Below are 24,005 nucleotides of genomic sequence, written 5' to 3'. Positions count from 1 at the left end.
ACTTTCTTTATTGTTTCAGTAACCGTAGTACTGTTTCTTTTCGTTTATGTATGTCCGTTACTACCAGGAGGTAAAGTCCACAGGGAAGCCCGTTCAGGTTATAGCGGATGTCCTGTACACTCCGTTTGCTCAGTTGTGGTATCATTCTGCCACTCAAACTGAATCCCCTGGTCCTTACTTCGCTGCCAGCCGGAATTTTCAGTAAGGTGTAATCGCTTGCAGGATTGGGGGCCAGCTGGTATTGTGGATTTCCACCGTGCCCGGAAGATGTTGCGCCTGTTGTAATATGATAGATCTTCACATCTCCGGCGCCGATTACATCTTGCCAGCTGTTGCCCGTATAAGATACTCCCTGCTGACTGATCAGCTCCTGTACGCCTGTGAGTTGACTGTTAGGCAACGTATACGTAATATTAACCGTTTGCTGTTGGCCGCCATCGATTACGGTAGGTGTGGTAGAAGTTTTGCTAACGCCGTTATTATTGATGACGGTGATATTCCATCCATCACTGCATCGGTTTACGAGGTATTCTACATTACCGGTAACCGTTACCGGCATCAGCTCCTTATTCAGCTCCTTCAGGAAAAGTGCATTCACCGCCGGCTCTTGCAGGTAATCAGATAATGTAACGATCACCCGGCCGTTGCCGTATGTTTTTACAGTCGCCAGTGTGGTTTCCCCACCGGAATAAGCCGCTTTTATCAACGCTGTGGCGCCGTAGAGTGATGCACTATGCACAGATATACTGCCATTCCAGGTTACGGTGTCCTGGCGCGGTACCCATACTAACTTAGACGGATATACGGTGCTGTTGCTGCCGGTGGTAACACCGGTAAAACTGCTACCCAAGCTACCCGTTTGTGCCGCATTGATGATCAACGTGCCGCCTCCGGAAACATACTGCTGTAAGGTGGTGGCAGTGCTTCCTCCAACTGTTATATTCCCGCTCAGCCAAACGACCGGGTAGCGTTGCAACACACTGCCGGATACATCTTCTGTGAATACATCTGCCACATCTCCGTAAGGCGTAGCATTGAGGTAAAAGCGTTGTTCATTGTCGTTGTTAGGCAGATTTTCAAAACTGCCGGGCCAGATCGTATTCAACAGGTTGCCCGTCATGATATCTCCCGGTATCGGATCAAACCATTGCCACATCACATTGGAAGTATCCTTGTACTGTGGTGCACCCAGCCAGGCGGTGGGATATTGGTTAATACCATGTAAACTATCCAGTACAATGGCGTACGGAGTATAAGGGATACCCCGGTTATCGCCGATTCGCTGTGCTACATTGTAAAACTCTTTGCCAATAGTACCCAGCGGCGAAAGACTGAAATTGCCACTGGCATTCAGCGAGTCGCTGCTGAACCAGTTTACGTTGGCTGCTTCCAGGTGATGGGTATTGGCGCCAGCCATGAAGGAAAGGTAATAGCTGCGACGGAACATCGGGAGCGAATGCCCGTTGTTACTGCCCGATTCCGCCCACATGCCGGGCACAGAATAATCCAGGATACCGGGCCCGAACCAAGGACTGAACTGCAATCCCCATGGCTTGTTATACTGCCGGGCAGCGCCCCTGGTAAAAGCGATATGTACCTGCGTGCTCTTAATGTTTTCTCCAATCTCACAGGAAACCATATCTATCTTATTACCTGCCCAGCGGGCGCCATAATGCTGGTACAGAATATGGCCGGTGGTACTCCGCAGGTAGTTGGGATATACACCGCGTAAACTGTCAGTCTGTTTTATAAACCAGCCCCGTAGCATGGTGTAGGCATCCGCACGGTTTACAGGCGGATGTGTATAACCTTTATAGGGACCGGAAACAATGAACCATCCATCTCCGGACCACATACCATTAAGGTTGTGGTAAGAATAATCCCATTCGTGAATGCCATCATGGTAAATCCCATACTGGGTCACCAGGCCGCCCAATGAGTTGCTGGTATGGGAAACATTGGCGAGTGTATAATTTCCCTTCGGATAAATAAACATATCCAGTTCCCAGTGGGTACCGGTAAGGGGATTATTGCGATATCCCCATACGGTATTATTCAGTTGATTGTAATCCTTGTTGAATGGGGGCAACACGGTTTGTGCACGCAATGAGATAGTAATGCAGCATAGTAACAGGCTGCAGATAAAGCATCTGATTTGTGACATAATCAAGGGTTTTTGGTTGTTACGATATAGGTTTTACCAGTTCGTGTTTTGCGTCATATTTTTATTGTTCTGCATTTCCAAAGTCGGGATGGGCCATAGATAGTATTTAGGATATTTCAATTGCTTGATCTCTAATAGCTGGGATACCTTTCCGAAAGGTTCTCTTCTGTAACCGTAAAAGATAGCACCGGTGGGCATGGTAGCTTCATAATCCCGCCAGCGTTTGTAATCCCATACCAGTTGTTGTTCCTGTATCAGTTCTACTTTACGTTCATGTTTGATGATTTCCAGCATCTCCTGCTGATTACCGGTATTCACGGCTGGGATACCGGCCCTGGATCTTACATCGTTTACATAAGGAAGTGCCTCTCCGGTGCGACCCAGCGCGTTCAGCGCTTCTGCATACAGCAGCAGTACATCGGCATAACGGACAAGGATGTAGTTATTATCGCTATTACCGTAATAATAAGCCGGGTTGTAATTGGTAGGATCTACCATCTTTTTAAAAAAGAAGGCGTCGTTATCGCCATCAGGTGCAAAGTTGCGGTTGGCGGCGGTCCAGAACTCACCGGGCTTCACAATATTGCCGCCTTCGAGGTGTATGTGCGGATCAAAGAAAGTGGCATTCAGACGTGCATCGCGGTTACCAAATTCATTCGCCGGATCATAATCCGGGCAGGTGCCTTTTAACGGACTTGCCAGTTGTTTGGTATCACGGTAACGGTTAAACTGACCAAAGGAAATGTTATGCGCCTGGAACCCATGTTTACATTCGAACATGTCGATATAGTTCTGATGCGCCTGGAATGATTTCCAACCAGGGCCGGCAAAGCAGGTGCTGATGTTGGTAGAACGTTTATCTTTCAGCGCCTGATCTGAAAACAGGATTTCCTTGTTTTCGCTGCCTTCGTTGGCGGCCCAGAACAATTCTACAAAATCGCGTGTGGGATCATTGTATTTCCTGAACAGCGAAAACTTCCCGGATGCAACAATGGGCTGGAGCGCCGCTGCGGCTACCTGGTAATACTCCGGCTTGTTATAGAAACCAGCTACATACATGGCCACACGGGCTTTATAGGCATAGGCTACATATTTGGTGATGCGACCATGTTTGCTGTCTGATGCATCTTCTGGAAGCTCTTTGATAGCCTGGTCAAATTCTGACATAATAAAACTGATCACGGAATCCGCTTTATCCCGGGACGGCCATGCATTGACATCCAGTACCTCCGTTTCCAGCGGCACATCGCCAAATCCCTGTACCAGCCTGGTATAGAGGAATGCGCGGATTACACGGGCCTGTCCCTTGTAATTATTCATCTGGGCGGGCGTGAGTTTATCTTTTAGTTTATCTATATTTTTAAAAAAGTAATTGGCGTTCCTGATCTGGTTATATTTCGTACTCCAGAATCCCTGTTCCACCCACCAGTTATCCGGGGCCATAGAGCCATTGGTCCATGGGAAGAAGCCTGCTTCCCAGGAATTTTTCAGGAAGATGAGGTCTGTCATAATATCCATATAGGGTACTCTGTCCTGCATTTCCCGGAAGCAGTCGTACATGCCGTTTACGGCGTATTCCGCATCGCTGCCCGATTGCCAGTAACTGTTTTCGGAAAGGGTGGTCAGCGGCGGTTTTACCAGGAAGTCTTTACATCCCGCGAGGATGGTGATGAGTAATGCAACAGCAAAAAATAACTTATTCATACAACGATCAGAATTTAAGATTTACACCAAAAGAGAACACACGGAAAGTAGGATACCAGCTGTCGGAAATATCGCGTTCCGGATCAAAGCCTTTAATAGCATCAGGCGCCCAGGTAAGCAGGTTGCTACCGGCAACGTATACACGCAGGCTGTTTATTTTCCATTGGTTCATGAGGTTTTTCGGGAGATTATAACCGATTTGAAGATTTTTAAGCCGCACATAGGCGCCGTTTCTTATCCACCAGCTGGAAACAGACTGGTTCTGGTTGAAGTTCTGTAACAGGCGCGGGAACATGGCATTGGCATTGTGATTCTCCGGTGTCCAGCGATCCATGTGGATGGCGAGCGGAGAGCTGTAGTTGACCAGTGTGCTTTTTATGTAGGAGCCAATGCTGCGGTCGGTGTTACCTGCTCCCTGGAAGAAGGCGGAGAAGTCAAAACCTTTGTACTGTAGCGAGAGGTTAAGTCCGTATTGCAGCTTTACATAGTTGTTGCCAATTTTTACAGCATCCATGTAATCGATGCGGCCATCACCGTTCTGGTCTTTGTATTCCAGGTCGCCCATTCCTACCTGTGGTACTACGCCCTGCTTTTCTTTGTATTTATTCAGCTGGTCTTCACTGTTGATTATACCCACCGCTTCGTAACCGTAGATGTTGCCCAGATCTTCACCAGGACGGAACTCTGTGCTATAAGGCGTAGCGCGGTCTTTCAGATCTATCACCCAGCTTCTCCAGGAGCCGGCATTGAAGCTGATATCAAATTGCAGATCTTTACCAATGCGGCGGTGATGGGTGATCTGGAAGTCAAATCCATGGCTGCCTACTTTACCGGCGTTGGCGGTAATGCGGGAACCCGCAATGCCCACGATGGTGGAAACTGGTACCCCCAGCAGGATATCATCTGTTCTTTTGCTCCATACGTCGCCGGAGAAGCTGATCATGCCGTTGAGAAAGCTGGCATCTATACCTGCGTTGTAAGTGGTAGTCGTTTCCCAGGTAAGATTTGTATTTGCAGGAGAGCCAAGTTTTGTGCCCACCACCTGCTGATCATTGAAATTATAATAAGCGCCGCTGGTGATACCAGGAAACCAATCATACAATCCGAGCTTTTCTGCGTTACCGAGGCGGCCTGCGGAGGCGCGTATTTTTAACAGATCCAATGCCTGCCAGCCACGGAGAAAGTTTTCTTTTTCCAGGTTCCAGCCTGCCGAAACAGAGGGGAACAGGCCCCATTGATGCCCGGGCGCCAGACGGGAAGATCCGTCGTACCGCATGCTGGCTTCTACCAGGTATTTCCCTTTATACGAATAATTCAAACGTCCGAAACCCGACATAAATGCCCATTGATCTGCTTCCCCTGTATTCTCCTGTGAAGCTGCGTCTCCGGCATTTAGCTGGTAGAGGTTATCGGTGATGAAATCCTTACGGTATCCGCTGATCTTGTCGCTGCGCCAGCTTTCCTGCGAATAGCCCGCCAGCAATTTTACCTGGTGATCATTAAAATTGCGTTCATACGTAGCCGTTAGTTGCACATCGTATTTGTTGTCTTTGTACCAGTAGTTATTCAGGCTGGAAGGGATGGTCTGTGAAATGGATTTGGTCAGAAAATCCCAGGATTCAGAACGTTGATTGTATACAGATTCATCTACGGTGGCTGCCATATAACTGCCCAGCGCTTTCAGTGTAAGTCCCTGTATGGGCTTATATTCGAGCGAAGCGTTGATATTGGCATTGGTAGTGATATGCGACTGTGGCCCGAACTGAGCAATGCGTGATACAGGGTTGAAAGTACTCCAGAGATATTTGTCGTTGGCAAACATTTGTCCGCCCCAGTGCCCATCTGAAAAACGCACAGGTGAAGTGGCGGAAGCACGTAGGGTACTGCTGAAAATGCCGTCCATGCCATCGGTGGCGTCGCGGGAACTGCGTGTATAGCCGGTCAGTAATTGCAATTGCAGCTTTTTACTGAGTTGACTGGTGATGTTCGCCCGGATATTTGCCCTGCGATAGTTGTCGATATCCTTTACGGCGCCTTTCTGGTACATGTATTCACCGGAGAGAAAATATCTGCCCAGTTTACTATCTCCGCCGGCGCTGAGATAGTTGGTGATAATGGGCGCCTGTTTTTGTAGTATGAGGTCAATCCATTTGGTGTTGGCGTGCATGTCATTATCGCCGCCGTTTTTAAACAGCTCCATGTCTTTCGGTGTATATACCGCTGGTCTGCCTTCATTGGAGGCGGCTTCATTCACCAGTGTTGCATACTGATAACTGTCTATTGTTTCCGGTGTTTTTGTGGGAGATTGTAAACCTACGTAACTGTTAAATTCCAGGCTTACTTTTTCCTGTCCTCCGCCCTTGCGGGTAGTCACGAGAATTACGCCGTTGGCGGCTCTGGCGCCATAGATAGCCGCTGCAGCTGCATCTTTCAGCACAGAAAAACTTTCTATATCTGAAGGTGGAATCAGTGCAAGATTACCGCCGGGTACGCCGTCGATCAGCACCAGGGGAGAAGTGGCGCCATCGATGGTGCCTACACCGCGTACCAGTATTTCAGGTGCTTTACCCGGTTCTGAACTGCTCTGTGTGATGGTAAGTCCGGGTACACGGCCTTGTAGCATTGACAATACATTTGGCTGTGGACTGTTTTTGATGTCCTGAAGATTTACGGTGGTGATGGCAGCGGTAACATCTGATTTTTTCTGCGTGCCATAACCAACTACCACTACTTCCGACAATCCTTTTTCATCCGGCTCCAGTACGATGTCGAGTTGCGCATTATTACCGGCAGGTATTTCTTTTGAAAGAAATCCGATACAGGAAAATATGAGTATGGATTCGCTGTCGTTTACACGGAGATGGTAATGTCCGTCCTGATCAGTGATGGCGGCGGTACTGCCACCTTTCACACGAACACTAACTCCAATCAGCGGCTGCCGGGCAGCATTGGTGACAATGCCTTTGATCTCTTTGTCCGCCGTTTGATGGCGGATATCTGTCAGTGTTTGTGGCTTTACAATAACGGTTTTTTCTTCCAGTACCCACGTAAAAGGTTGACTGGCGAAACAGCGGCGCAGCACAGATTCCAAGGGTTCATTGTCCGCCTGGATGTTCACCGCACGCGCTTGTTGCAGCAGGGGAGCGCTGTAGAAGAAATCATAGCCCGTTTGTTTCCTTATTTCGCGAAACACTTTTTTAAGTGGTGCATGGTCCAGGTGAAGCGACACGCGCTGTCCATATCCGGCAGCATGAAGCTGCACTACTGCCGTGAAGGTGAGAAAGGTCACCAGTTTCATAAACAACAGGAAGTTAATACGGCATAGGCCTCTGGCCCACCGCTTGCATGAACGTTGGAAATACATAAATTTGTTTTGTCTGGGTTTATTACCCGGTGATGTGGAATACGGAAATTTTACTTCATGGGTAAACCCGGACCTGGCTGCCGGTTCCCGCCAGCAGCCTTCCAGGTAGCCGGTTCCCGCCGGTTGCCTGGAATTTTTGTCTCATTGTTCACCCCGATTGTTGGTTGAATGTACTAAGGCATAACGATTACTTTTTGGTCGATGATCCTGAAATGAACGGAGCCGGCAGACTCCATAATTTTTAATACGGCAGATAAATTTTTTCCCCTGGAAACCATACCACCAAAAGAAAGATTGGCAGGATTGCATTGGTATTCCACTTTTACATTGTACCATCTGGCTACTTTACGCATGATGCTTTCCAGGTCTTCGTCGTTGAAGATGAAATAACCTTCTTTCCAGTCTATAACAGTTTCTGTATCTACTTCCTGCACACGGATGGCTTGTCCCCGTTTGCTGACAGACTGCTCGCCTGGTCGTAATTGTATCGGTACCCGCGTACCTGGATTGGTTACCTGTACGGCTCCTTGCAGTAAGGTTACTTTTTCAGATGGTTCGTTACTGTAGCTATTAATATTGAAATGCGTGCCTAATACAATTACCTGCTGCCCCGGCGTTTTAACGAGGAATGGCGTGGCTTTCGTGCCGGCAGTGGTTACTTCCAGGTATACTTCTCCCGTAATCCTGATTTCCCTTTTTCCCGGAGGAAAGGCCACCGGGAAAGAAATGGAAGAAGCGGCGTTTAACCACACTTGTGTGCCATCTGAGAGTACCAGTTGATATTGTCCGCCCGGAGGAGTAGTGAGCGTGTTCCATACGCTGGTATCTTTGCCGCCATCGGTTTGATATTGCAGTTGCCCGGGTTGCTGCTGTAGCACCAGGGTTTGTCCCTGCCTGCTGATAATGCCTGCCTTTCCGGGTTGTAACACCACCTGGCTGTTGTCCTGTAACGTAAGTATCGCCTGCTGTCCGCCTGGTGGCAGATCATGCGGAAGTGTATTGGCCATCCCGGGAGAGGTTGATACAACCGGTCGCAGAAAATACACCAGGGCAATCATACCCGCAATGGCTGCAGCAGCGGCCCACCATAATGGTAGCCGGCGACGGGGTAATGGCTGCTCTTCCGGCATTTCCGCTCCGTTGATCCCGGCAGCTTCATTCATGGCTGCCTCCAGGTAGGTATCCAGTTCACCCTCCTGCATTAACCGGGTAAAAACCAATAGCTCGTCTTCTGTGAGGGTTTTGTTTACGTAGCCCCTGACCAGCTTTTCGTAGTATTCATGCTTCATGACAATTCGCCTTTCTATCATTTACAAAGACTATCATTTTTAAAAGAAGGGTAGCAGGAAGTGTAATTTTTTTTGAAATAAAATATCGGGAGCGTCGGAATGGCTGCTGGTATGGCTCCGGACGCCATAATTATTTTCTATTTACTGTTGCAGGTGCAGAGGGATTCTGCAATTAATACTATATTTGAGACACATCGTGTCGCCACAGTGAACAACATTCCACTTACAGAAGAACAGGCATACGCGCAGCAGCTGGCCGCCGGCAATGAAGATGCATTTGCCGCCTTATACGTGCTGTATCAGCCGGAATTATACCGTTTCATGCTGACGTTTACCAGCTTGCCACCACTGGCAGAAGACCTGGTGCAGGAAATATTCCTGAAAGTATGGGAGCAGCGGACCCGCTTTGCCGCTGTGGATAGCTTCCGTGCCTACCTTTTTATTATGGCGCGTAATCATACGCTGACTACTTTGAAAAAGGCCTTTCGCAACGAAACGGCTACCATGGCAATTTTGGAAGGATTTCGCGAAAGCAGGAATCCTGTGGAGGAACATATCCAGGACAAAGAGTATGACCGGTTCCTACAACAGGCCCTGTCTGACATGCCGGCACGTACCCGCGAAATTTTTTACCGTTGCCGGGAAAGGAAGGAATCCTACGAAGAGGTAGCATCAGCATTGGGGATTTCACGTAATGCCGTGAAAAATCATATGGTGAGATCCATGAAGTTGCTGGGAGATGCTGTAAAGAAGGAAATGGGGATTTCCCTGCCCTTGTTTCTGTTGTTGCTATCGCGGTATAAGTAACACTGCATAGAAATTATTCTATTATCTCTGTTGGACGTCATTCCGCTGCAGTCGGAAAAACGTTTTAAAGCCAGGTAGTTATTATTTTTTCAGTCGCTGGTCAAATACAAAAGGTTGGGTGTCTGTAATGGTGATAGTGGCTGCATCCGGATGCAGCGGGTTGATCAGGTAATTATATTCGTCTGCAATAATAACAGAAGGTATTCTCAGCACGGCATACTTCGCCGTATCCACCCATTCATCCCCGATACATTGGAATTCAGGTGTGGTAGCAAGCGATTGCCAGCCATTGGGTAAATCGTGTTTGGTCAGTACCTTGATCGCAATATTCTCCGGAATATGGATGGTGGCAATACAGAAATCCTGCACAATATTTTTTAAGGGAATATGCACCAGCACCTCCAGCGCAGCTAAAGCCCTGCTGCCGGCGGTGTACACAATGGAATGGCCGGGATTGTTCCAGCGACCGCCATATAGCCGCGCACCTGTTCCACTCAGATCATTGATGTAAGCGCACTTACTGATCCTGTATACTTCCATGTTGATGTTTTCGTAGATTATGCAAAGATGCCATGTTCAATGCGCCCCAGCTCATCCTGGATCAGCTGAAATCCAAACGTAGTATCTAAAAGCGAAATAGGGGTTTGATAGTTAAAGGCAGGTAACGGAGTTCTCATCCATTCCTTGAAGTTTTCCAACTGACCGAATACTTCGGTACCGCGTTGGTAAAGCTGGGAAAGCAAAATGGCACGTTCAGACGTGTCGGCAGATAATTTGGCATCGTCGGCATAGCGTTGCAGTGTTCTCTCTGAAACATGGACCACCTGCGCCAGTTCTGTTAAAGAAAAGGACAGCTGTCTGCTCAGATTCAACAGCGCTCTTTTTATAATTCCGCTACGGGAAAGCTGTATAAAATCAAAGTAGCCACTACCGGCGATGTACGCCGCACCAGCTCCTGGTTGTTCCACTATCAGTAATGCATTTTCCTGCACGCGGTATCCTTTTATGTGTTTCATATACCCGACATTTGTCACAAAAATACAACAATTTGTCGGATTATGGCTTTTTATCTTCAAAATAACCAATCTTCCGCATCTGGTTGATTTCCAGTTGTACTACGCCGTATTCCTCCGCCACACGGCCTTGCAGCACATAAAAGCCACCTTTCTGAAATGGATATTGGCGCAAACTGTCCGGGAAATGAATCGTGTCCATAAAAGCACCTTCCCGGTCGAGGAAAGTACCAAAACACATAGGCTCTCCTTTGTTACTGCGTAAATTTTTGGTGGTAACGAGGTAGCCCAGGGTAGTAACGGATTGCCCCAGGTATTTTCTGAACTCCCGGACAGGCATATACGCACTTTGATCGTGTTGCAATACTGTAAAAGGTGATTGCAGCGGGAACCCCAGCAGGTCTATTTCGTCAAATGCATCTTCATGTGCATGATAGGCGAGTTGGGGTAATTCACAGTTAACAGTAGTGGGTTCAAAAAGAGCATGGTGTGGACCAGGCGTCTTATTACTCACCAGCAGACTGCTTTTCCACAACAATTCTTTTTTCTTGTAACCGGTAAATTTGAAGCATCCGATACGGATCAGAATTTCCAGTTGTTCCTGCCCGGGAGAGATGCGGTTAGTAAAATCTTCCAGGTGTAAAAACGGGCCATTCTTTTTTCTATCCTGTAATATTCTTTCTGCCAGCCCTTGTTCCAGTCCTTCCACATGAATAAGACCTACATATACTTCGTTTCCCCGGATATTGGTGGCGTAATCACTGTTATTGATACAGGGAGGATGCAGTGTGACGCCCGTTTTCACCAACTCGCGGAAATATAGCTCCCGGTTATAGAAGCCGCCAAAGTTGTTGATCACCGCTACCATAAATTCAGCCGGAAAATACGTTTTCAGATAAAGGCTCTGGTAACTTTCCACCGCGAAGCTGGCGGAATGGGCTTTGGAAAAGGAAAAGTTGGCAAAACTGGCGATTTGCCGCCAAACTTCTGCGGCTACTTCCGGCGGTCTTCCCAGCCGCGTACAATTACTGAAAAATCGCTCCTGTATCCGGGTGAAATCATTTGAGCCACGGTATTTTCCTGACATCGCCCGACGCAGACTGTCAGCATCTGCCAGTTCCATATCCGCGAATTTATGCGCTACCTTGATCACATCTTCCTGGTATACCATGATGCCGAAAGTTTCTTTCAGCAGTTCTTCAATAACAGGATGCAGATAAGTGACTTGCTCCGGATTCCGGAAGCGGTGTATATATTGTTTCATCATGCCGGATTGCGCCACACCAGGCCGGATAATAGAGCTGGCCGCCACCAGGGTGAGGTAATCGTCGCAGCCCAGCTTTAGCAGTAGCTGCCGCATCGCAGGGGATTCAATATAAAAACAGCCGATGGTGTTCACACCAGCCAGATTTTTTCTCACCTGGGGATCCACCTGGAATGCTTTCACATTATGGATATCGATGTGGGTCTGCCGGTTTTCCCTGATGATATCGATGGCATCGCGGATATGTCCGAGCCCCCGCTGGCTCAGGATATCAAACTTGTGCAGGCCTAGTCTTTCTGCCTGCCACATATCCAGTTGAGCCGTGATAAATCCTTTAGGCGGCAAATACGTGGTGCAATACTGATGAATAGGCTCTTCACTGATCAGGATCCCGCCGGCGTGAATGCTGAGATGGTTGGGAAACGCTTTTTCTGTATCCATCATCTCACTGAAATAAGCGATTTTCTGATGAATGGAATCCGACTCCAGGTTCACCTGAAAACCGTTTTCCAGTATTTTATCAATTTCTTTTTTGGGTAGGCCGTATACTTTTCCAAGCTCCCGGATCACTGCGTTGGTTTGAAAAGTGGTGACAGTACCTAGCAGTGCGGTATGTTGTGCGCCGTATTTATCAAACACATATTGGATAATCTGGTCGCGGTCGCGCCAGGAAAAATCGATATCGAAATCCGGCGGAGAGCTGCGGAGGGGATTGAGAAATCTTTCAAAATAGAGATCCAGTTCAATAGGATCTACATCCGTTATTTTTATACAGTAGGCAATGATGGAATTGGCGCCGCTTCCCCGGCCCACATAGAAAAATCCGCGTTCCTGTGCGTAGTGGATAATATCCCAGGTGATGAGAAAGTAGGCTTCGAAATTCAGCTGCGCTACAATGGCCAGTTCTTTCTCAATACGTTGCAACGCTTCTGCGTGGTCATTCCCATAGCGGTAACACATACCTTCGAGGGCCAGTTCCCGCAGTTTGGCGCGGTCTTCTTCCACGCTGCCCAGGAAGCATTTTTTATTCCGGGTGAGCTGTTGATGCAGGGGCGTTGTGATATGACAGTCTTCCATGATCTCTACTGTGCGCTGTACGATCTGCGGGTAGTCTGCGAAATGTTCCACCAGCGAGGCGGGCGACCGGAACTGTTCCTGTGGATGCCCTGTCATGAAAGGTTCCAGTTGGGTAATAAGAATATTCTGATCAATGGCTCTCAGCAACCGGTGTAATTCGTAATGTGGTTCATCCTGGAAAGTCACGGGTTGCATGATCACCAGTTTATCTTTCAGTGCGAACGTATCTGTTCTGAATAATTTGTTGCGTTGCCAGGGTTTAATACCTATCAGTTCATGAGCAGCCAATGTTTCAGGCGGGCGATTGCCCAGTTCATAAATCACATAAGTGTGTGGAAGTGTCGGCGGAGTATCAGGGAAAGGTATTTCCTGCTGCAGGTGTGCCGACAAAAAAATGTTGATCTGGTGCCAGCCTTCCTGGTTCCTGGCCAGCAGAAGATATTTGAAATCATTGTTATTCCTGCATTCCAGGCCAAGTATCGGTTTCATATCGAGCTGGCGGCAGCGTTGTACAAATTCCCATGCATCGGAAGTCATGTTGATATTGGTGAGAGCAAGGGAGCCAATGCCCAGTTCATGTGCTTTGTTCACCAGCATTTCTGCGTGCATGGTGCCATACCGGAGACTGAAAAATGTTTTGCAGTTGAGAAACATGAATGTGGGTTATGTTGAAGAACAAAGGCGTTTGATGGAAGCGTCAGCCTTCGGTCTGCCGGTTATTTAAAATATGGAAGGATATCTTTTTTCACGACTGTATCTTTTTTACCAGGTGGGATCACGTTGGTCCCTTTCATGAGATATTCCCATCCAAAGCGGTTTTTAATCTGATCGATCGCCTGATAGAGTGCAATCATTTCCTGTTTGTCATCGAATAAACTGATCTGGTAGTTTCCCTGTACGAGATGACTGAAACGTACGCCTATGAGGCGTACCAGCAGGCGCCGGTCGTATAGTTTTTTGAAAAGTTCCTTTACTTTTTCAAGCAGTATATGATCGGAGCAGGAGTAGGGGATAGACATTTGTTTGGTAACGGTTTCAAAATCGGAATACCGTAGTTTCAGGGTGATACAGCCCGTGAGTTTATTTTGTTGCCGCAGTTCAAAAGCGATTTTTTCCGTCATGCGCACCAGTTCTGCATGCAGGAATTGCATGTCGATCGTATCTGCGGGGAAGGTGCTTTCCGTGGAAATGGATTTCTGTTCATAAAAAGGCACTACCGGCGATTCATCGATTCCATTGGCTTTTCTCCAGAGGGCTATCCCGTTTTTTCCCATCCATGCTTCCAGCAGGGAGATGGGTACCTCACTGAGTGTTTTCACGGTTTCTACGCCCCGGCGCCTCAGCTGCGCGCCGGTTTCACGGCCTACCATCGGAATCTTTTCTACCGCCAGCGGTGCCAGGAATGTTTTTTCTTCTCCAAACAGGATTTCCAGCTGACCGTTGGGTTTTGCCTCATCGGTCGCTACTTTGGAAATTAGTTTGTTAGACGCAAGCCCGAATGAAATGGGCAGCCCTGATTCCCTGATAATGGATTTCCTTAGTGCTGTGGTCCATTTGAGTGAGCCAAAAAATTTGTCCATGCCCGAAAGGTCCAGGTAAAATTCATCGATAGATGATTTTTCATAGAGTGGTGCTTTGCCGGCGATCATCTCCGTAATTTCCCTGGATTTGGCGCTGTATAGTTCCATATCACCACTGCGGACAATGGCATGCGGACAAAGGCGCAGGGCTGTTTTCATCGGCATGGCAGAATGAATACCATAGCGCCGGGCTTCGTAGCTGCAGGCGGCTACTACAGCACGGTCGCTGCTGCCGCCTACTAGCAGCGGTTTGCCGCTGAGGCGGTTGTCCCGCTGGCATTCCACTGATACAAAAAAGCAGTCCAGGTCGAAATGCGCTATGGTACGCTGTTGTAATGTTATCATACTGGCAATGGTTTATGGATAAACACAGGACGGAACGGGCTGGAAATGCAAAAGCGATTACGGATGGCGGACCGGGCAGAGGGAGGATAGTATAGCAGCAGGCCTGCCAGCCGGGATCACTTTCGAATAGCTAAATTACTAATTTATTTAGTAATACTAATAAAATTAGCAAAAAATATTGGAATTTCTGGTCGCCTCAATTTTCGTAACTTTAATACAACATATCTGGCAATCAATATGTAGTAGGTAAGAGAATGGAAATGAAGGAAAATCGGGAGTAATGCACCTTTAAACTGATCTCCACATGAAAAAACCGGATTTTACCAGAGAATTATTGATCCTGGCGTTGTTGCTGGTACCGATGGCTTACCTGGCCATCATCTGGAACCACTTACCGGCTGTTCTTTCGAATGACGGAAATGTAGCAGGTTCGCCTGAGATGGGCACCAAAAGTGATTTTCTCCTCTTAATGATCTTTCTCTTTTTTACAAATGCGTTGATTTATTTCCTGTTCCGCTATATTCCGAGGGCCGATGAAGCCCAGATAAGGCCTTCTGCTATTGAGATGGAGCATAAGGAATATTACCGGATCCGTTTTTTGATTCATTCTTACCAGGCTGTTTTTACCTGCATTATTATCTTCCTGGTAAGTCAGGGGAAATCGTTTGTGATGGAGCGCTGGGCGTTTATCGGGGTGGGATTGCTCATTGTGGGTATCGGCGCTTACCTGCGTAAATTGAAGCCCAATAATTACGTAGGGGTAAGAACGCCGTGGACTTTACAGAGTACGGAAGTATGGACAGAAACGCACCAGATGGCCAGCCGGTTATGGATCAGCGCCGGCGTGGTGATCATTGTGGCCGGATTTTTCCTGTCGCTGATCACAGGTGTATTCATTATTTTCTTTGTGGCGATTGTACTGGCGGCGCTGCCTTACATTTATTCTTTCCGGTTATACAATAAAGACAAGGGTTAATTCAGTGGTCAATCAATACATCAGAAAAAAAATGGCGTCCCTGATAAGGAGACGCCATTGTAATTTTTTGGAAACCAGGTTTAGAACCAGCCTTTGCCGAGTGCTGCGCGGAAAGGCCATGGAATCAGCGCCAGTATCACGACCAGGGCAAGACCGAAGAAGATCAGGCCCAGTTTATGTTTTTGGGCGTCGGTAGCCGCTTTCTTTATTTTTGATTTACCGATATGTACCAGTGCAATGGCGATGATGGCCATTGTTTCATGTTCTACGGTGAAGAATCTTAAAACAGGATCTTTCATAGCACCGCCCATATTGGAAATACCAGCCTGGGAAAGCGGGCTTAAAAAAAACAGGATCAATCCTACTACCAGTTGCAGATCACAGAAAATCATGAAGAAAAGTCCTGCCTTGCTGTCGGCCGCAGTGAAGGGAGTTTTCCCTGTTACGCCTTTAAGAGAGCGGATAACCGCCCAGAGTCCAGCCAATAATATAGCCCATCTGAGAAACGAGTGTACATAGTTAATTAACATATCGAGTTGGATTTTACCGGGCAAAAATAAGCGAAGCCGCCCGAATATATTTGGTATTTTATAAAATTATTTGCTAATTTTGTTAGCAAGGTACTAAATTATTTAGGTTATGTCCGTAGTATGTCAGAATTTGAAATATCTGCGTAAGCAAAAAGCCTGGACGCAGCAAGAGTTTGCCGATAAGCTTGGGATCAAGCGTTCCCTGTTGGGGGCATATGAGGAAGAGCGTGCAGAACCCCGCACAGAGATACTGGAACAGGTCAGCGATATGTTCCGGGTATCTATTGATGATCTGCTTCGCCGGGATCTGGGATCTCAGAAAGATAATTTCCTGGAAAAGCGTCGTCAGTTAAAACTGGGTAGTTCGCGGCAGGCAATTCATTTTGTGCCGGTAAAAGCAGCAGCTGGTTACCTCGCAGGTTACAATGATGATGAATTTATCGAGGAGCTGAACACGTTTACGTTGCCCATGCTGGGAGCGGGCGACTACAGGGCTTTCGAAATAGCGGGAGATTCCATGTTACCGGTTACCTCCGGTTCTGTGATCGTTTGCCACAAGGTAGATGGATGGGAGGAAATCAAGAACAATGAGACTTATGTGGTCATTACTTCCCGTGAGGGCATTGTTTTTAAACGTATTATCAAGAATAACCGCTCCAAATCAAAGATTACCCTCGTGTCTGACAACCCTCAGTTTGAGCCGTATGGTGTGGAAATGGAAGAAGTGCTGGAGTTATGGCAGTCAGATGCTGTCATCAGCAAAGCAGGCCAGCAAAGCCGCATGAGTGTAAATCACCTGGCAGATATGGTGAGCCACTTGCAGGACCAGGTTAGCTTGTTGAAGAAGAAGCTGAAAGACTAAACAGGCAGGCATCGATGCGGGCTTTGTCTGAGGATGAAGCCTTTGCCTTATTATAATAATGGAAGAAGGCGTTGCAGGGGAAACAGGGAGACCGGTTCCTCCTGCAACGCTTTCGTTCGTTTTCAGTTGCTTCATTGGTTTCCCATTTTCCGCAATACGCTTATTGGTTTACAGGTTTTCTGTGGATGAATTCGCTTTATTTTTTGTTTTCCGGTAATAGCTCATTGGTTTTCTGGATCTTTCTTAGATTTTCCCCCGCGCAATGATCTCGCGTGTTTTCAGGGTTTTGCTGTAAGCCGTTCCTGGTTTTCCCATTTTCCCGTAGTACCATCCTTTGTTTTCCAGGGCTTTTCTGCGGGTAGTAGTTCGTTCTCCGGCCAGCCGGGAAGAGCAGGCTTCTTCAGCAGCCATAATGGCGTGAAAATCAGTGTTGATGGTCTCTTCGGTATCTCGCGACTGGTTTGGTCCCCATTCTTTGTGGCTGCAGGCCTGGTGCATCAGTTCCTGGTATTTTACAGCCGTTTTACCGTTTTTGGTGACCTTTTATAAACAAGAAGACCGGGAAATTGAATAATTCTTATAGTCTTTTGTTTTTTTACAAATCTTATGTTATCTTTGCGTTCCTAAAAATAAGAGGCAAAAATTATGTTGATCATTGATTCTAAAGATTGCGAAAACATAGACAAGGCGCTTAAAAAATACAAAAAGAAGTTTGAGAAAGCTCGCATATTACTGCAGCTGAGAACGCGCCAGTCTTTTACTAAACCATCTGTTAAACGTCGTAACCAGGTGTTAAAAGCCGTTTACAAACAACAGTTGGCAACAGGTAAATTTGAAGATTAATATTGCAGCAGCGATAAGCTGATGGCAACTCAAAATATTTGATGATTGTAAGGTTATTTAATAACTTTACAATCATCAATCTTTTTGTGTTGAACGAACCTTTATATTCCTTAGCAGAGCGATTCATCTCCTATATACAGCTCGAGAAACGTTACTCAGCGCACACCTGCACTGCCTATCGCAACGATCTCTTCCAGTTTTTCGATTATGTGACCCTTCAATACAGCACTACGCCGGTAGAAGATCTCAGTCATATCATGATCCGGAGCTGGCTGGCCAAACTCATGGAAGATGCCATGACGGCCAAAAGTGTTAACCGGAAAATTTCCACACTCAAATCCTTTTTCAAATTCTGTCTTCGCCAGGGCCTGATTAAACAGTCGCCGATGGTCAAGGTCATTGCGCCCAAGATCAGCCGCCGTTTGCCCGGGTATATTGAAGAAAAGGGGATGCAGGCGCTGGAAGACAACGTTAGCCCGGTATCAGTGACCTCCCTGCATATTTTCGCAGACGACTTCGAAGGAATTACACATCGTCTCATTTTTGAAATCTTTTACCAGACGGGCATCCGTTTATCTGAGCTGATCTCTTTACAGGAGTTCAGGGTAGATCATGGCAATCAGTCACTGAAGGTAATGGGGAAAGGAGGCAAGGAGCGGATTATCCCGGTAAGTCCGGGGCTTCTGGTGCAGATGCGTGATTATATGGATCAGAAGCGCCGTCATCTGGAAGAATTTGAGAGCGGAGTATTGCTGGTGCATCCACACAGCGGTCAGCGTTTATACCCGAAGTATGTATATCTCACAGTGCGGAAATACCTCACAGAACATCAGATAACCACTTTAAAGAAGAAGAGTCCGCATATTCTGCGACATACGTTTGCTACACATCTGGCGAATAATGGAGCGGATCTGAACGCGATCAAAGAGTTGCTCGGACACTCCAGTCTCGCTGCCACACAGGTTTACACGCATAATACGATTGAACAGTTGAAGAAGGTTTATCAGCAGGCGCACCCAAAAGCGTAGCAGTTATTTTTGGCTTTTAACAAAATATTACGCGGCTAATTCGCATTGCATTGCAAAAGTGACTATATTAGTAATCAAGTTCATTATACTACAAGAGAATGCCTATGACCGTTCTTTACTAAATAGAACCCAGATTGTTAAATATTTAAAAAATTAGTGCTATGAACGTACAAATTCAAACTGTGCATTTTGATGCTGATTCCAAATTGATAGATCATGTGAACAAGAAAGTTCAGAAATTAAACACCTTTTATGACCGTATCATCAGTGTGGATGTATTTTTAAAGTTGGATAATTTTGCGCATCAGATCAAAGATAAAATAGCAGAGATCCGAGTTCGAATACCCCGTCAGGACTTGTTTGTAAAGCACGAGTCCAAATCCTTCGAAGAGTCCTTCGACCTGGCTTTTGAATCCCTTGTAGAGCAGGTAAAAAGAAAGAAGGAAAAGAAATTTCAATAATTTTCTCAAATAATTTTGGAAATATTAATCTCTTTGCTACCTTTGCCATCCCGATTCAAAAAGAGGGTCGGTAAAGGTAGCAAAGTTCTTTATGGTAGGGCGTTTTCAGGGAAGCAGATAAATTTTTAAATATTTGTAACAAACTGAAAAAAAGATTTTGAGAATTGAAAAATTCGCTTAATTTTGCGCTCTCTTTCAACGAGTTACTTTATTGAAAGAATGTTTTTTGAAAAGATGCCAGCATAGCTCAGTTGGCCAGAGCTACTGATTTGTAATCAGTGGGTCGGGGGTTCGAATCCCTCTGCTGGCTCATCGATTTTTATTTGGTTGATATAACCGGATGACAAAATCAAAAGAAGTTAGGGCAGGTTCCAGAGCGGCCAAATGGGGCGGACTGTAAATCCGCTGACTACGTCTTCATAGGTTCGAATCCTATCCTGCCCACAAAATACAGCGTGTTCCGCTTTTGCCCTTAGCAGAGGCGGAACATAGTTGTTGAGTAGAAGGTGAGTAATTCAGAAGTAGTAGACAGAATACCCTAAACCTGTGGTACAACAGCCTTTTAAAGTTCTTAATTTTATTCTGATGATTCTATAGGCAGTGGTTACAGTAATGTAAGCAAAGCTAAAAGAATTAAAAAATGCGGGAGTAGCTCAGTTGGTAGAGCGACAGCCTTCCAAGCTGTAGGTCGCGGGTTCGAACCTCGTCTCCCGCTCGCATTTAAAGCAATTTTCAAGCTGTTGTAGCTCAGGGGTAGAGCACTTCCTTGGTAAGGAAGAGGTCGTGAGTTCAATTCTCATCAACAGCTCCATAGAATTTTAGAAGAATAGTTGTAGTGAGTTTTTAATCGCCTCAACAAACTCCATAAAATTCGAATTTCGGGATTCGAATTTGTAAATTCCGCACTCCGAAATTTTAAACTTAGCGTTGTAGCTCAATGGAAGAGCGACCCTTTTTTGTTTAGGGGAGGCCATGAGTTCAATTCTCATCAACGGTACAAGTTTGTAAAACCGTTTTTTTAAAACAACAATCAATACAATCTTTACAAACCATCTAAAAAGAAAATACAATGGCAAAAGAAACCTTCAAGCGGGATAAACCCCACGTAAACATTGGTACCATCGGCCACGTGGATCATGGTAAAACTACTTTGACTGCTGCCATTACCACAATTTTGGCAAATAAAGGTCTGGCAGAGAAGAGAGGATATGATGAGATCGATGCTGCTCCTGAAGAAAAAGAAAGAGGTATTACTATCAATACAGCTCACGTTGAGTATCAGACAGCTGCTCGTCACTATGCTCACGTTGACTGTCCTGGTCACGCTGACTATGTGAAGAATATGATCACCGGTGCTGCTCAGATGGACGGTGCTATCCTCGTGGTGGCAGCTACAGATGGTCCTATGCCGCAAACAAGAGAGCACATCCTGCTGGCTCGCCAGGTAGGTGTACCTCAAATCGTAGTATTCATGAACAAAGTTGATCTGGTAGACGATCCAGAACTGCTGGAACTGGTAGAGATCGAAATTCGTGATCTGCTGTCTTCTAACGGTTTCGATGGTGACAACGTTCCAGTAATCCAGGGTTCTGCAACCGGCGCTCTCGCTGGCGACGAAAAATGGGTAGCTGCTATCGACCAACTGATGGAAGCTGTTGACTCTTACATTCCACTGCCTCCACGTCCGGTTGATCAACCGTTCCTGATGTCAGTAGAAGACGTATTCTCTATCACCGGTCGTGGTACCGTTGCTACAGGTCGTATCGAACGCGGTCGTATCAAAGTTGGTGAGAACGTTGAAATCGTAGGTCTGCAGGAAGAATCACTGAAATCTACTTGTACTGGTGTTGAGATGTTCAAAAAACTCCTCGACGAAGGTGAAGCAGGTGATAACGCTGGTCTGTTGCTGCGCGGTATTGAGAAAACTCAGATCCGTCGTGGTATGGTTATCTGCCAGCCAGGTTCTATCAAACCTCACTCCGAATTCAAATGCGAAGTATACGTACTGAGCAAAGAAGAAGGTGGCCGTCACACTCCGTTCTTCAACAAATACCGTCCTCAGTTCTACTTCCGTACTACTGACGTAACCGGTGAAGTTGAATTACCAGCAGGTGTTGAAATGGTTATGCCTGGTGATAACGTTAGCCTGACAGTTAAACTGATCCAGCCTATCGCTATGGACAAAGGTCTGAAGTTCGCTATCCGTGAAGGTGGTCGTACAGTAGGTGCTGGTCAGGTTACTGAAATCCTGAAGTAAGCAACTAAATTATATTAAAAGCCATTAGCTTTGGCTGTTAAATGTCAGTATTTTTTCATATATTTGCTGACGATAAAAGCTAAGTGCTAATGGCTTTATACACGGGTATGGTGCAACGGTAGCATACGGGTCTCCAAAACCTTTGATCTGGGTTCGAATCCTAGTACCCGTGCAAGGTTTAAAAAATAATTAAATGGTTGAATTGTTACAATAAAACAAGTCAACCATTTTTTAGGCTTTAAACAATTGACCTTAAATAGTTAACTTTATAGAATGAATAAAGTAAGAAATTATTTCCGCGAGTCTTACCACGAACTGGTTTATAAGGTGTCCTGGCCTACCTGGCAAGAACTCCAGTCATCTACCATGATTGTATTGATAGCAACAATATTCGTTACCGCGCTGGTTTGGGGTATGGATGCCGCTTCCAATTTTGTGTTAACGCACTATTACCAAATTTTCAAAGCTAAATAGATGGATGCAGCCAATCTTCCTGCTCAGGAAACAAAGTGGTATGTACTCCGCGTTGTTAGTGGCAAGGAAAAAAAAGTGAAGGAATACCTGGATATCGAAGTACGTCGCTCCGACTGGGGTAACGTCATCAGCCAGATCTTCCTGCCGGTAGAAAAAGTTTATAAAGTGCAGGCTGGTAAAAAAGTAATGCGCGAAAAAAACTTCTATCCCGGATATGTGATGATCGAAGCGGTAGATGGTAAAATGACCGATGAAGTAATTCAAGCTATACGTAACGTATCCGGCGTCATCCACTTCCTCGGAAAAGAAAAGCCAATCGCACTCCGTAAAGCTGAAGTCAACAAAATGTTAGGTAAAGTGGATGAACTGAGCGATCAGGGATTAACCATGAGCGAGCCTTTCATCGTTGGCGAAACCATCAAAATCATTGATGGACCATTCAACGATTTCAACGGTGTGATCGAAGAAGTAATCGAAGACAAAAAGAAACTGAAAGTAACTGTAAAGATCTTCGGCCGCGCTACACCAGTAGAGCTGAACTTCATGCAGGTAGAGAAACTTTCTTAAGTTCTTTTGCTTTCTGAACCATATTGGAAAACGTTCCGGCTACTGCCGGGACGTTTTCTGCTTTTATCCCTATCAGCTCCCTTGTTATGAAGGCTTCACTTATACTGCTTTTATGTGCCTGCTTTTTTCTACCTGCCAGCTCCCAACAGTATAATACCGCCATCTCCATACCTGATTCTGTCCCCGCAAATACCGCATCCATTGCACAATGGATAAATGCGAATTGCCATTCCGAAGAAGAAAAGTTATCCGTTGCCTATCAATGGGTATGCAAATATATCAACTACGATATCCGGCATGCCTACAGCCTCAAACATCAGATCCAGGGTGATACCCTCACTTTAGTCAACCAGATTCTCAAAACTAGAAAAGCCGTCTGTATAGGCTATGCCTGCACCTTTTCAGAGATATGCAAGCAGCTGGCAATTCCGGTAAAAGTGGTGACCGGTTATGGCTTTGATGCAAAGCAACACCTGCTCGATGCACCACATGCCTGGGTAACGGTTCATACCGGCGGCAAATGGCTTTTCGTTGATCCTACCTGGGGCGCCGGATTCGCAGAAGTTAAAAAGAGGAAGTTTCTTTGGAAAACCTTTAAGAGAGATGTATTTGTACTAAAGTTTAACTGGCATTACTTTCTAATGCCGGGAGATGAATTTATCGCTGATCATGTACCTTATGATCCGCTTTACCAGTTTACGGAGTACCCGGTAAGGCACGACACGATCAGTAAGAAAAGCAGGCGTGTGGATTCTTCCCTGCAGGCTTTTAAATACATCGATACTTTACAGTACTGCAGAAATCTGAATTATGCACAGCGTAGTATGAATGAAATAGCCAGGATACGTGCCTACGGCGTCAGTAACCGGTTTGTTTCCCAGTACATATCTATACAACGGCAAAATATTCCGTATTGGAAACTTGTCGATGATAAAGCATCTGGTCATTTTGACTTATACCAGGAAGCAGGTATCTCCCTGCAGCAATTGGATAATGATTACAGGATGCTGGAGAGCCAGGTGTATGATAACAGCCAGGATGACGATAAAATAATTAGCCAGCTTGGTAAACTATCCCCGGAGGTGGATAAGCTGCTGCAGAAAATGGAGAGCCTCACACTTACAACAACCAGTCTGAAATTTCAGTTGGCGGGGGATATCAGGCGCGTCCGGTTTTTACAGCAAAGATTGGCCGCTCAGCAAGCATTTGTACAAAAGCGGATATTGAAGAAAATGGAAAGGAAAAATGGCTAATCACCTAACAATGTTACAATTGTGGGGATGAATGCAGATATTTGCAGCTTAATTCCTGATGCCAACGATTTATCTGTAGAATGGTGTTTATTGTACCTGGTATTTACAGAGAAGGTTTTTTATATTTAGAGAGATATTTATCCCGAC

General features: G+C 46.1%; 20 protein-coding genes and 6 tRNA genes. 16 read left to right on the top strand and 10 right to left on the bottom strand.

The features are described from left to right. Positions 1-7: 7 nt before the first annotated feature. From BMW79_RS31460 to BMW79_RS31445, 4 genes are all read right to left on the bottom strand, one after another. Entirely contained in the window at positions 8-2,164 is a 2,157-nt protein-coding gene (locus BMW79_RS31460; protein WP_089902991.1) for a hypothetical protein, read from the bottom strand. A gap of 33 nt (positions 2,165-2,197) precedes the next feature. Beyond that, the gene (locus BMW79_RS31455; protein WP_089902988.1) at positions 2,198-3,868 is read right to left on the bottom strand and encodes a RagB/SusD family nutrient uptake outer membrane protein; all 1,671 of its coding nucleotides are present in this window, start codon (positions 3,866-3,868) and stop codon (positions 2,198-2,200) included. Positions 3,869-3,875: 7 nt separating this feature from the next. Beyond that, entirely contained in the window at positions 3,876-7,166 is a 3,291-nt protein-coding gene (locus BMW79_RS31450; RefSeq protein WP_177192411.1) for a TonB-dependent receptor, read from the bottom strand. Between the two features lie 239 nt (positions 7,167-7,405). Then, complete coding sequence (locus tag BMW79_RS31445) at positions 7,406-8,521, bottom strand: FecR family protein (RefSeq protein WP_177192410.1); 1,116 nt, start codon at positions 8,519-8,521, stop codon at positions 7,406-7,408. 207 nt (positions 8,522-8,728) lie between these two features. On the opposite strand from BMW79_RS31445, the gene BMW79_RS31440 reads away from it, so the two are divergent. Next, positions 8,729-9,328 (top strand): RNA polymerase sigma factor, encoded by a 600-nt coding sequence (locus BMW79_RS31440; protein WP_177192409.1) that lies wholly within the window; start codon positions 8,729-8,731, stop codon positions 9,326-9,328. An 81-nt stretch (positions 9,329-9,409) separates the two neighbouring features. Here the strand turns inward: BMW79_RS31440 and BMW79_RS31435 are convergent, their stop codons facing one another. The 4 genes from BMW79_RS31435 to dinB all read right to left on the bottom strand — a co-directional run bounded on the left by BMW79_RS31435 (position 9,410) and on the right by dinB (position 14,607). After that, positions 9,410-9,868, bottom strand: a complete 459-nt coding sequence (locus tag BMW79_RS31435) for an RES family NAD+ phosphorylase (protein ID WP_089902977.1) — start codon at positions 9,866-9,868, stop codon at positions 9,410-9,412. Positions 9,869-9,885: 17 nt separating this feature from the next. Continuing rightward, positions 9,886-10,344 carry a type II RES/Xre toxin-antitoxin system antitoxin gene (gene parS / locus BMW79_RS31430; RefSeq protein WP_089902974.1) on the bottom strand — a complete coding sequence of 153 codons (459 nt, stop codon included), beginning with the start codon at positions 10,342-10,344 and terminating at the stop codon, positions 9,886-9,888. A 40-nt stretch (positions 10,345-10,384) separates the two neighbouring features. Then, positions 10,385-13,336, bottom strand: a complete 2,952-nt coding sequence (locus BMW79_RS31425; RefSeq protein ID WP_089902971.1) for a DNA polymerase III subunit alpha — start codon at positions 13,334-13,336, stop codon at positions 10,385-10,387. 62 nt (positions 13,337-13,398) lie between these two features. After that, positions 13,399-14,607, bottom strand: a complete 1,209-nt coding sequence (gene dinB / locus BMW79_RS31420) for a DNA polymerase IV (protein WP_089902968.1) — start codon at positions 14,605-14,607, stop codon at positions 13,399-13,401. Positions 14,608-14,911: 304 nt separating this feature from the next. On the opposite strand from dinB, the gene BMW79_RS31415 reads away from it, so the two are divergent. Then, complete coding sequence (locus BMW79_RS31415; RefSeq protein ID WP_089902965.1) at positions 14,912-15,583, top strand: SdpI family protein; 672 nt, start codon at positions 14,912-14,914, stop codon at positions 15,581-15,583. 80 nt (positions 15,584-15,663) lie between these two features. Here the strand turns inward: BMW79_RS31415 and BMW79_RS31410 are convergent, their stop codons facing one another. Beyond that, a complete protein-coding gene (locus tag BMW79_RS31410; RefSeq protein WP_089902962.1) occupies positions 15,664-16,113 on the bottom strand; it encodes a hypothetical protein in 450 nt (149 codons plus the stop codon). Between the two features lie 109 nt (positions 16,114-16,222). Here BMW79_RS31410 and BMW79_RS31405 point away from each other — a divergent pair, with 109 nt between their 5' ends. Continuing rightward, the gene (locus tag BMW79_RS31405; protein WP_089902959.1) at positions 16,223-16,975 is read left to right on the top strand and encodes an XRE family transcriptional regulator; all 753 of its coding nucleotides are present in this window, start codon (positions 16,223-16,225) and stop codon (positions 16,973-16,975) included. Between the two features lie 243 nt (positions 16,976-17,218). Here BMW79_RS31405 and BMW79_RS31400 read toward each other — a convergent pair whose 3' ends face one another. Then, on the bottom strand, positions 17,219-17,473 hold the full coding sequence (locus tag BMW79_RS31400; protein ID WP_089902956.1) for a hypothetical protein: 255 nt from the start codon (positions 17,471-17,473) through the stop codon (positions 17,219-17,221). 147 nt (positions 17,474-17,620) lie between these two features. On the opposite strand from BMW79_RS31400, the gene rpsU reads away from it, so the two are divergent. The 13 genes from rpsU to BMW79_RS31335 all read left to right on the top strand — a co-directional run bounded on the left by rpsU (position 17,621) and on the right by BMW79_RS31335 (position 23,858). Further along, entirely contained in the window at positions 17,621-17,818 is a 198-nt protein-coding gene (rpsU, locus tag BMW79_RS31395; protein ID WP_079470678.1) for a 30S ribosomal protein S21, read from the top strand. Positions 17,819-17,904: 86 nt separating this feature from the next. Further along, positions 17,905-18,846 (top strand): tyrosine-type recombinase/integrase, encoded by a 942-nt coding sequence (locus tag BMW79_RS31390; RefSeq protein WP_407641651.1) that lies wholly within the window; start codon positions 17,905-17,907, stop codon positions 18,844-18,846. A 161-nt stretch (positions 18,847-19,007) separates the two neighbouring features. After that, positions 19,008-19,307, top strand: a complete 300-nt coding sequence (locus BMW79_RS31385) for an HPF/RaiA family ribosome-associated protein (RefSeq protein ID WP_089902949.1) — start codon at positions 19,008-19,010, stop codon at positions 19,305-19,307. A 236-nt stretch (positions 19,308-19,543) separates the two neighbouring features. Next, positions 19,544-19,617, top strand: a tRNA-Thr gene (locus BMW79_RS31380). 52 nt (positions 19,618-19,669) lie between these two features. After that, positions 19,670-19,751, top strand: a tRNA-Tyr gene (locus BMW79_RS31375). A gap of 198 nt (positions 19,752-19,949) precedes the next feature. Then, a tRNA-Gly gene (locus tag BMW79_RS31370) sits at positions 19,950-20,022 on the top strand. Positions 20,023-20,043: 21 nt separating this feature from the next. Beyond that, positions 20,044-20,118: transfer RNA gene (locus BMW79_RS31365), tRNA-Thr, on the top strand. A gap of 112 nt (positions 20,119-20,230) precedes the next feature. Further along, positions 20,231-20,304: transfer RNA gene (locus BMW79_RS31360), tRNA-Lys, on the top strand. A 72-nt stretch (positions 20,305-20,376) separates the two neighbouring features. Then, on the top strand, positions 20,377-21,564 hold the full coding sequence (gene tuf / locus BMW79_RS31355; protein WP_089902945.1) for an elongation factor Tu: 1,188 nt from the start codon (positions 20,377-20,379) through the stop codon (positions 21,562-21,564). A 101-nt stretch (positions 21,565-21,665) separates the two neighbouring features. Beyond that, positions 21,666-21,736 (top strand) — tRNA-Trp (locus BMW79_RS31350). A 101-nt stretch (positions 21,737-21,837) separates the two neighbouring features. Beyond that, positions 21,838-22,038: a preprotein translocase subunit SecE gene (secE, locus tag BMW79_RS31345; protein WP_089902942.1), complete on the top strand. Its 201-nt coding sequence runs from the start codon at positions 21,838-21,840 to the stop codon at positions 22,036-22,038. After that, positions 22,039-22,605, top strand: a complete 567-nt coding sequence (nusG, locus tag BMW79_RS31340) for a transcription termination/antitermination protein NusG (protein ID WP_089902937.1) — start codon at positions 22,039-22,041, stop codon at positions 22,603-22,605. It abuts the gene before it with no gap. Positions 22,606-22,691: 86 nt separating this feature from the next. Next, complete coding sequence (locus tag BMW79_RS31335; RefSeq protein ID WP_143059307.1) at positions 22,692-23,858, top strand: transglutaminase domain-containing protein; 1,167 nt, start codon at positions 22,692-22,694, stop codon at positions 23,856-23,858. Positions 23,859-24,005 lie beyond the last annotated feature (147 nt).

The organism is Chitinophaga arvensicola (genome assembly GCF_900110835.1).
GTDB classification, from domain to species: domain Bacteria; phylum Bacteroidota; class Bacteroidia; order Chitinophagales; family Chitinophagaceae; genus Chitinophaga; species Chitinophaga arvensicola.
Note: the sequence above shows the minus strand (reverse complement) of the source record. Positions and strands in the feature narration are given on the sequence as shown.